This window comes from Nocardioides sp. (genome assembly GCF_051876515.1).
In the GTDB taxonomy this organism is placed as follows: Bacteria; Actinomycetota; Actinomycetes; order Propionibacteriales; family Nocardioidaceae; genus Nocardioides.
The window spans coordinates 1-9,321 of sequence record NZ_JBJEHY010000145.1 but is presented as its reverse complement, the minus strand read 5'-3'; the positions used below and the strand labels follow the sequence as shown (position 1 = coordinate 9,321).

The 9,321-nt window shown below is 71.2% G+C and carries 9 protein-coding genes; 3 read left to right on the top strand and 6 right to left on the bottom strand.

Annotated elements, in window-relative coordinates; all coding sequences use genetic code 11:
- Nucleotides 1–1,094: FAD-binding dehydrogenase (locus tag ACI379_RS10985; RefSeq protein ID WP_439792128.1), on the top strand; the 1,094-nt coding region annotated here is incomplete at its 5' end.
- Between the two features lie 15 nt (nt 1,095–1,109).
- On the opposite strand, the gene ACI379_RS10980 is transcribed toward ACI379_RS10985, so the two are convergent.
- From ACI379_RS10980 to lpdA, 3 genes are all read right to left on the bottom strand, one after another.
- The gene (locus ACI379_RS10980; RefSeq protein WP_439792127.1) at nt 1,110–2,315 is read right to left on the bottom strand and encodes a SpoIID/LytB domain-containing protein; all 1,206 of its coding nucleotides are present in this window, start codon (nt 2,313–2,315) and stop codon (nt 1,110–1,112) included.
- A gap of 168 nt (nt 2,316–2,483) precedes the next feature.
- Nucleotides 2,484–3,896, bottom strand: a complete 1,413-nt coding sequence (locus ACI379_RS10975) for an NAD(P)H-quinone dehydrogenase (RefSeq protein WP_439792126.1) — start codon at nt 3,894–3,896, stop codon at nt 2,484–2,486.
- 22 nt (nt 3,897–3,918) lie between these two features.
- Nucleotides 3,919–5,319 (bottom strand): dihydrolipoyl dehydrogenase, encoded by a 1,401-nt coding sequence (lpdA, locus tag ACI379_RS10970; RefSeq protein ID WP_439792125.1) that lies wholly within the window; start codon nt 5,317–5,319, stop codon nt 3,919–3,921.
- Nucleotides 5,320–5,433: 114 nt separating this feature from the next.
- On the opposite strand from lpdA, the gene ACI379_RS10965 reads away from it, so the two are divergent.
- Nucleotides 5,434–5,886, top strand: coding sequence for a gamma-glutamylcyclotransferase family protein (locus tag ACI379_RS10965; protein ID WP_439792124.1), 453 nt, complete (start codon nt 5,434–5,436; stop codon nt 5,884–5,886).
- A gap of 23 nt (nt 5,887–5,909) precedes the next feature.
- Here ACI379_RS10965 and ACI379_RS10960 read toward each other — a convergent pair whose 3' ends face one another.
- The 3 genes from ACI379_RS10960 to leuE are packed head-to-tail and all read right to left on the bottom strand — an operon-like array spanning nt 5,910 to nt 8,142.
- A complete protein-coding gene (locus ACI379_RS10960; protein WP_439792123.1) occupies nt 5,910–7,019 on the bottom strand; it encodes an FUSC family protein in 1,110 nt (369 codons plus the stop codon).
- A gap of 60 nt (nt 7,020–7,079) precedes the next feature.
- Nucleotides 7,080–7,448: a VOC family protein gene (locus ACI379_RS10955; RefSeq protein ID WP_439792122.1), complete on the bottom strand. Its 369-nt coding sequence runs from the start codon at nt 7,446–7,448 to the stop codon at nt 7,080–7,082.
- Between the two features lie 40 nt (nt 7,449–7,488).
- Nucleotides 7,489–8,142: a leucine efflux protein LeuE gene (gene leuE, locus ACI379_RS10950; RefSeq protein WP_439792121.1), complete on the bottom strand. Its 654-nt coding sequence runs from the start codon at nt 8,140–8,142 to the stop codon at nt 7,489–7,491.
- 128 nt (nt 8,143–8,270) lie between these two features.
- Here leuE and ACI379_RS10945 point away from each other — a divergent pair, with 128 nt between their 5' ends.
- Complete coding sequence (locus ACI379_RS10945; protein WP_439792120.1) at nt 8,271–9,089, top strand: purine-nucleoside phosphorylase; 819 nt, start codon at nt 8,271–8,273, stop codon at nt 9,087–9,089.
- Nucleotides 9,090–9,321: the final 232 nt, after the last annotated feature.

The window sequence follows — 9,321 nt, the reverse complement described above, 5'->3', positions numbered from 1 at the left end:
GGGGCACCGAGCTGGCGCCCGACGACGCCGAGCGCGGCGTGAAGTCCAACCGGGACGCCGTGGGCACCTTCGAGCACCGCGCCGCAGCCGTCGTGGTGACCTCGGGCGGGATCGGCCACAACCACGCCCTCATGCGAGCCAACTGGCCCACCGAGCGCGTCGGGCCCGCGCCGCAGCACATGATCAGCGGCGTCCCCGCGCACGTCGACGGCAGGATGCTCGCCATCACCGAGTCCACCGGCGCCAACATCGTCAACCGCGACCGGATGTGGGCCTACGTCGAGGGCATCCACAACTGGGACCCCGTGTGGCCCGACCACGCCATCCGCATCCTCCCCGGCCCCTCGTCGATGTGGTTCGACGCCAACGGCCAGCGCCTCGAGGGCATGTCCGGCGTCCCGGGTGCCGACTCCATCGGCTCGATGAAGAAGATCCTGTCCACGGGGTACGACTACTCGTGGTTCATCCTGACCCAGTCGATCATCGAGAAGGAGTTCGCCCTCTCGGGCTCCGAGCAGAACCCCGACCTGACCGGCAAGGACATCAAGTTCATGGCCACGTCCCGCCTTGCCAAGGGCGCCCCCGGCCCGGTGGAGGCGTTCAAGCAGCACGGCGAGGACTTCGTGGTCGCCGACAACCTGACCGACCTCGTCGCCGGCATGAACGAGATCTCCCGCGGCCCCGCCCTCGACGTCGACGACATCGAGCGCCAGATCGTGGCGCGTGACCGCGAGCTCGGCAACAAGTTCGGCAAGGACGTCCAGCTGATGGTGATGGCCAACGCCCGCCAGTCGCTGACCGACAAGCTGATCCGCGTCGCCAAGCCGCACCGCATCCTCGACCCCGCCCACGGCCCGCTCATCGCCGTACGGCTCAACATCCTGTCCCGCAAGACCCTCGGCGGGCTGGAGACCAACCTCGACAGCCAGTGCATCGCGGCCGACGGCACCCCGGTCCCCGGCCTGTACGCCGCCGGCGAGGTCGCCGGCTTCGGCGGTGGCGGCGTGCACGGCTACAACGCGTTGGAGGGCACCTTCCTGGGCGGCTGCATCTTCTCCGGTCGGGCCGCGGGGCTGGCACTGGCGCGCCGCTGAGCGGCCGCGCGGGAATCAGCGCGGGGTGACGGTGAGGGTGAAGTAGTTCGACCGCAGGCCCAGCGTGGAGCGTACGGTCGAGCCGCTCACCTCGACGCTGCCCTTGCCGCCGACCAGCCGCGCGGTGAGCACGCGCCCACCCCAGGCCCCGTCGCCGTCGCGGCGCAGCACCTCGACCCGGCGCAGGTCACCGATCTGCGGCCACGCCTTCTCGATCGCCTTGTCGGTGAAGGCGACCTTCCAGGTGCGGTACGGGTTGCCGCTCCACCGGTCGTACGGGTCGGCCTGCGCCGCGAGGTACGGCTGGCTGCCCTGGGCGGCCTGACCACCGTTGCTGGCCGAGAACTGCGTGAAGGCCGGCTTCTTGTCGTGCCACAGCCCCTGGCCGGCGGTGCGCCGTACCGCCGCGGTGGCGGCGGAGTGCTCGGCGGCGACTCCGCCGTACACCTGGCACATGGTGGTGTCGCACAGGTGGTAGCTGCGCCTGGAGTTGTCGAAGCGCTCGCGGGCGGCGTACGTGCGCGCCGCCACCGCCTGGGCGCTGACGGCCTCGGTGTGCCACAGCGCGGGGATCTCGAGCGGCACCACACCGCGCAGGTAGCTCTGCAGCGACAGCACGTTCACCGTCTGCCGCGTCCCGCCACCGGTGGGGACAGCCGAGCGGAGGCGACCGCGGTACTCCACCGTCCGGCCCGGCAGCACCAGGGTGACCTTGCCGGCGCTGGAGCTGAACTCGGCCTCACCAGCGACGGTGCGCCAGGTCGTCCAGCCCTTCGTACGACGGAACTGCACGCTGGTCCGGGTCTCCTTGGCCACCAGGCGCCACTGCGAGGCCTTCGTGGAGGTCGGCAGGGTCCAGGAGGTCCCCGTCGACACCTTGCGGACGGACAGGCCGCGTGCCGCCTGGACCGTCACGTCGCCGTCGGTGTCGGCGCTGAGGAGCACCTTGATCTGGCCCTTGGTCTCGGCGACCTTGGTGCCCGGGTAGTAGAAGCCGACGATCTGCTTCCACGTCCGTCCCTCGCGTGCCGCGCCCTCGGCGCCGTACTGGCTCATGCCGTACCCGTGGCCGTACCCGCGCCCCTCGAACGTGAGCGTGCTGTTGCCGTCGACCGGCCAGGAATCGTCCGCGCGCGCGGCATGGGCGGCGCTGGGGAGTCCGGTGGCGACGACGGTCGCAGCCAGGGCGACTGCGGCGGTCAGGAGGCGGGCGCGAGGCATGGCAGAACGACGACTCTCTCGTGATCAGTGGGACGTCTGTGACGGGGGTGAACCACGATCACAACACGAGGAGCAGCCGGGGTCACCCCCTTCGCGTGAACTACAGATCTGTAATTCACCGGGTGCGAGTCCCCACCGTGCACGCTGGCAGGTGGGGCCGCGAACACCTCAGACGCGGTGCAGGCGACGGGCCGCCTCGGCGACCGAACCGCTCATCGACGGGTAGACGGTGAAGGCCTGCGCCAGGTGGTCGGCCGTCAACGACTCGGCGACCGCCAGGGACACCGGGTGGATCAGCTCGGAGGCCCGGGGACCGACGACGACGCCGCCCACCACGATGCCCGTGCCGGGCCGGCAGAACAGCTTCACGAAGCCGTCCTTGACGCCCTGCATCTTGGCCCGCGGGTTGCCGGCCAGCGGCAGCATCACGACCTCGGCCTCGATCTCGCCGGCGTCCACGGACTTCTGCGACCAGCCGACGGTGGCGATCTCGGGAGCCGTGAAGACGTTGGAGGAGACCTTCTTGAGGTCCAGCGGCGCCACCGCGTCGCCGAGGAAGTGCCACATGGCGATGCGGCCCTGCATGGCCGCCACCGAGGCGAGCATGAGCACGCCGGTGCAGTCGCCGGCGGCGTACACGCCGCGGGCGCTGGTCCGCGAGACCCGGTCGACCTTGATGAATCCGCCGTCGTCGGTGACGACGCCCACGTCCTCCAGCCCGAGGTCGGCGGTGTTGGGCACCGAGCCGAGCGCGAGGATGCAGTGGCTGCCGGAAACCGTACGGCCGTCGGTGAGGGTGACCGTGACGGTGTCGCCGTCGCGGGTCACCGACTCCATCCGGGACTCCCCCAGCACCTTCATGCCACGGCGCACCGAGACGGCCTCGAGCACGGCGGAGGCGTCGGCGTCCTCGCCGGGCAGGACCCGGTCGCGGGAGGAGACGAGGGTGACGTCCACGCCGAGGGCGAGGTACGCGCTGGCGAACTCGGCGCCGGTGACACCGGAACCGACCACGATCAGCTTCTCCGGCACCTCGTTGAGGTCGTAGACCTGCTCCCAGGTGAGGATCCGCTCGCCGTCGGGCTGCGCGCTGGGCAGCGTGCGCGGAGCGGCACCGGTGGCGACGAGGATCGCGTCGGCGTCGAGCGTCTCGGTGCTGCCGTCGGCCAGCGTGGCCACGACGCGGGTGTTGGACTGCAGCCGGCCGCGCCCCTGGACGACGCGGACGCCGTCGCGCGCCACCCGGCGAGCGATGTCCGCCGACTGCTCGGCCGCGAGCGCCTTGACCCGCTCGTTGACCACCTGCAGGTCGACCTCGAGCTCGGCCTGGCTGTCGCGCGACTTCTCCGGGAGCCGGATGCCGAGCACCCGGGCGCGCCGGACGTCGCTCATCAGCTCGGCGGTGGCGATCAGCGTCTTGGAGGGCACGCAGTCGGTGAGGACCGCGGAACCGCCGAGCCCGTCGGAGTCGACGAGCGTCACCTGCGCCCCGAGCTGGGCCGCGACCAGCGCCGCCTCGTACCCGCCGGGGCCTCCCCCGACGATGACGACGTGCTGGCCGGACCGGTCGAGCTCACTCATGGCGCTTGTGTCCCCGCCCTGCTCAGAAGTTGATCATGTGGCCGGAGATGCCGTGCACCGCTTCCTTCACGGCCTCCGACAGGGTCGGGTGCGCGAAGACGTTGCGGGAGACCTCGTCGGTCGTGAGGTCCCACTGCTGGGCCAGCGTGAGCACCGGCAGCAGCTCCGTGACGTCCGGGCCGATCATGTGCGCGCCGAGGATCTCGTTGTGCTCGGCGTCGGCGACGACCTTGACGAAACCGACCGCCTCGCCGAGGCCCTGGGCCTTGCCGTTGGCGGCGAACGGGAACGTCGAGGTCTTGACGTCGTACCCCAGGTCCTTGGCCTGCGCCTCGGAGTAGCCGAACGAGCCGATCTGCGGCTGGCAGTACGTGGCGCGCGGGATCATCGCGAAGTCGACCGGCATGGTCTCGGCGCCGCTGATCGTCTCGGCGGCCACGATGCCCATCGCCTCGGCCACGTGGGCCAGCATCATCTTGCCGGTGCAGTCACCGATCGCGTACACGTTGGGCACGTTGGTGCGGCCGTACGCGTCGATCTCGATGGCGCCACGGTCGGAGACCTTCACGCCGGTGTTCTCCAGGCCGTAGCCGGTCACGCGCGGGGCGAAGCCGAACGCGGAGAGGAACTTGTCGGCCTCCAGCACCTGCTCGTCGCCGCCGGCGGCCGGGGCCACCGTGACCTTGACGCCCGAACCGGTGTCGCTGACGGACTTCACGGCGGTCGAGGTCAGGATCTTCACGCCGAGCTTCTTGTAGTGCTTGAGCAGCTCCTTGGAGATGTCGGCGTCCTCGGCCGGCACGATCCGGTCGGCGAACTCGACGATGGTGACGTCGACGCCGAAGTTCTTCAGCACGTACGCGAACTCGACGCCGATGGCGCCGGAGCCGCCGATGATCATCGAGCCGGGCAGCTCGGAGTCGAGGATCTGCTCCTCGTACGTCACGACGTTGCCGCCGATCTCGACACCCGGGAGGGTGCGGACCGTGGCGCCGGTGGCGATGATCAGGTTGTCGAAGCTGTAGGAGGTGGTCTGGCCGTCCTGGACCACGTCGACCGAGGTCGGGCTGGTCAGCGTGCCCCAGCCGTGGATCTCGGTGATCTTGTTCTTCTTCATCAGGAAGTGGACGCCCTTGACGATGCCGGCCGACACGTCGCGCGAACGCTTGTGGGTCGGGCCGAAGCTCATCGTCGCGTCACCCTCGATGCCGTACTTGGCCTTCTCGTGGGTCAGCGTGTGGGCGAGCTCGGCGTTCTTGAGCAGAGCCTTGGACGGGATGCAGCCGACGTTGAGGCAGACACCGCCCCAGTACTTCTCCTCGATGACCGCGACCTTCTGGCCCAGCTGCGATGCGCGGATGGCGGCGACGTAGCCACCGGGGCCAGCGCCGAGGACAACGGTGTTGAAGTGCGTCTCGCTCACGCACCCAGAGTAGTTGCCCGGCGCCGACTGAGCACACCCGGGACCCCGAGGCCCCCGGACCCCGGACGCACCTGGCGGGCTGCGTCGGGGCTACCGGCTGGTTACCCTTCTCCTGTGACGCTGTACGCCGCCTACGGCAGCAACCTCGACCCGACCCGGATGAGCGAACGCTGCCCCCACTCCCCGCTGCACACGACCGGGTGGCTGGCCGGGTGGCGGTTGACCTTCGGCGGCGAGGAGCACGGCTGGGACGGCGCCCTGCCGACCCTCGTCGAGGACCCGCTGGACCAGGTCTTCGTGGCCGTGTACGACGTCAGCCCCGAGGACGAGCGGCTCCTGGACGGCTTCGAGCAGGCCGACACCGGCCTGTACCGCAAGACCCGCGTGCGGGTCTCGGCGCTGTCGGGGGAGCTGCTGAGCTGGGCCTACGTGCTCGACGCGTACGAGGGCGGCCTGCCCTCCGCGGTCAACCTGGGCATCCTCGCCGACGCGGCCGAGGCCGCCGACGCCCCCGCGGACTACGTACGGTCACTGCGCCGACGCCCCTGCCGCTCGATCGAGCAGTAGCCCCACCTCCGGCGCCGTCGGCCTCAGAAGTTGAGGCGCACGTCGAGCTCGTCGCGACTCATCCCGCTGGCGAAGAGCACGTCGGCGGCCAGCGAGCGGACCTGGGCGACCACCGCAGCCCGGTTGAGGGTCATCTGGTCGGTCAGCGCGCCGACGGCGAGGCGTACGGACTCGACGAGCTCGTCCTGGGCGCGGGCGTACGCGGCAGGGTCGGACAGTCCGGCCTCGAAGATCTGCACCCCGCGGGCCAGGCACTCGACGGCCTCGCAGAGCTCATCGCCGCCGGTCTCCCCCATCCGCAGCATCGAGGAGACGCGGCGCGCCAGCACCCGGGCGTCGCGGATGGCGTTGTCGATGTCGACCAGCACCTGGGCGTAGCGGGCGACCTCGGTGCGCTGGTACCAGCGCACGGGTGACATGTGGGCCACCTCGGTCGCGGCGGCAGCCGTGGCGGAGGCGCTGTTGACCTGGCTCTGGAGCCCACGTGCACGCTCGAGGGCGGCGTCGGCCTGGGCGGCGTCGCCGGCGCGCAGGGCCCGGGCCACCTGCTCGAGGATCCCCTCGAGGTGCTCCAGCAGGGGCCGCACCTCCTTGTCGATGTCGCGGGTCGCGTTGCGCGGCAGCAGCAGCACCATCGCGAGCCCGCACGCCCCGCCCACGAGCGAGTCGACGAAACGGGTCATCGCGGGGTTGTCGGCGCCCACGGCCGGCACCACAGCGGCCAGCAGGACCCCGGAGTTGGCGGCCTGGGTGAGCGAGACGCCCTTGAGCCCCATGAAGACCGCCGCCGAGAACGTGAGCACCACGATCAGCGCGAGCTGCCACGCCCCGCGCCCGGTGGCCAGGATCAGCAGCTCACCCACGAGCACCCCGACCGCCACTCCGAGCACGAGCTCGACCAGGAGCCGGTGCCGCAGTCCGACACCGGCGAGCAGCACGATGACCGCGGCGACGGGCGCGAAGAACGCCTGCTCGTGGCCGAGCAGGTGAGTCGAGATCGCGTACGCCGCCGAGGTGGCCGCGGCGAGCCGCAGCAGCTGACGCCAACGTCGCCCCACCGCAGCGAAGCGTTGCCGCACGGTGAGGCGCGGCGGCAGCTGGGGCAGCCGCAGCGCGGGACGTTCACCGGACACGTACAGATCCAACGTCACCGGTGCCCGGCGGGCAAGGTGAGAGCCCTCACCCCGACCCGCTCACTGGCCGGTGTGGCAGCAGGCCTCGACGTTGTTGCCGTCGGGGTCCCGTACGAAGGCGCCGTAGTAGCCGGGGTGGTACTCCGGCCACAGGCGCGGCTCGTGAAGCACCTCGGCGCCCGCCGCGACGGCCTCGTCGAACCAGGCCCGCACCGCGGCCGAGTCGGGAGCCGAGAAGGCGACGTGCACCTCGCGGTTGGGCCCCACCCCCTCGAAGGTGGAGATCCAGAAGGCCGGCGCGTCGGTGCCGTACCCGATCGCCACCTCGAAGTCCTGGAGGCGACGGTGGCCCAGCACCCCGAGCACACGGTCGTAGAAGGCGCTGGCGCGCTGCATGTCGCTGACGTTGATGCCGAAGTGGTCGATCATGTCGTCCACCATGCCGGAGGCCACCGACAGTTATCGACCCTCAGGCCAGGGTGAGCTTGACCGCGAAGGCGAGGAACGCCGCACCCACGGCGCTGGTGGCCCCGGCCGCGAGCCGTCGGCGGCGCCGGAATGAGGCGGCGAGCCGGGTGCCGGTGAAGATGAGGACGCTGAGGTACAGAGCGCTGACGAGCTGGCACAGCAGGCCCAAGAAGGCGAACGACACGACAGGGTGGGCGTACGCCGGGTCGACGAACTGCACGAAGAAGGCGACGAAGAACAGGATCGCCTTGGGGTTGAGCAGGCTCACCACCAGCGCGCGGCGGTACGGCGACTCGACCCCGGCCGACGCCGGGGTGGACGGAGCGGTGATCAGCTGTTCCACCTCGTTGCGGCGCCGCCAGGTCTGCCACGCCCCGCGCAGCATCCCGAAGGCGAGGTAGGCCAGGTAGGCCGCACCCGCCCAGCGGACCACCCCGAAGAGCAGGTCGTTGGCGCGCAGCAGCGACGCCACACCGGCGGCCGAGAGGACCATGAGGACCGCGTCCCCGGTCCACACGCCCGCCGCGGCCTGGTAGCCCGCGCCCACGCCGCGTCGCGCGGCGACGGAGAGGACGTACACGGAGTTGGGGCCCGGCAACAGCACGATCAACACGAGACCGATCAGGTACGTCGGCAGATCCACCACTCCCAGCACCGGGCAATTCTCGCACCGCCGCGGGGTGCGGTTGACGTGTTTCGCAGCACAGCCCGTCGGGGCGGCGGGGCGGCTGCCGACGTCGTTCAGGACTGGCCGACGGGGTCGGTGCTACCTAGGATCGTCGGGTGACCGACACCGTCTCCCCTGCCCAGTCCGACCCGTTCGAGCTCGCCGCCCAGGCCGCGGCCCGCCTGCGCGACCTGACCGGGGTGGAGTCCCACGACCTGGCCCTCGTGCTGGGCTCCGGATGGCTCCCCGCCGTCGACGCGCTCGGCCCCGCCACCGCCGAGGTCAACACCACCGACCTGCCCGGTTTCCACGCCGCCGGCGTCGCCGGCCACTCCGGCAAGATCCGCTCGCTGAAGGTCGGCGACAAGAACGTGCTGGTGTTCCTGTCGCGCACCCACTTCTACGAGGGCAAGGGCGTCCGCGCGGTCGTGCACCCGATCCGTACGGCCGCCGCCGCCGGCGCCCGCGCGATCGTGCTGACCAACGGCTGCGGCGGACTCAAGGAGACCTGGACGCCCGGCACCCCCGTGCTGATCAGCGACCACATCAACCTCACGGCGACCTCCCCGATCGAGGGCGCCAACTTCGTCGACCTCACCGACCTGTACAGCCCGCGCCTGCGCGCCCTGTGCAAGGAGGTCGACCCCACCCTCGACGAGGGCGTCTACGTGCAGTTCCCCGGCCCCCACTACGAGACCCCCGCGGAGGTCCGGATGGCCGGCATCCTCGGCGGCCACCTGGTCGGCATGTCCACGACCCTCGAGGCGATCGCCGCGCGCCAGGCCGGGATGGAGGTGCTGGGCATCAGCCTGGTCACCAACCTCGCCGCCGGCATCTCCGGCGAGCCCCTCAACCACGAGGAGGTCCTCGAGGCCGGCAAGTCCGCCGCGACCCGCATGGGCGGCCTCCTCGGGCAGATCGTGCCGCGGATCTGACGCTCCGCGCTCGTGCCGGGAGCTGTCCTGGGCTGCTCCCGGCGTTGCCTTGGGCGAGGCGAGCGGTGGTCTGGTCCGCCGGGCCGGGACTGTCAGAGGGCGTCCCTAGCGTTGCGTTCATGTTCGAGACGAGCGCGGCGACAGACACCCCGGTGGAGGACCACTCCACCCGTGGGCTGCTGGCGCGTGCTCGGGCATCCTCAGCCGCTGCACAGCGCGCGGAGGCTGAGGT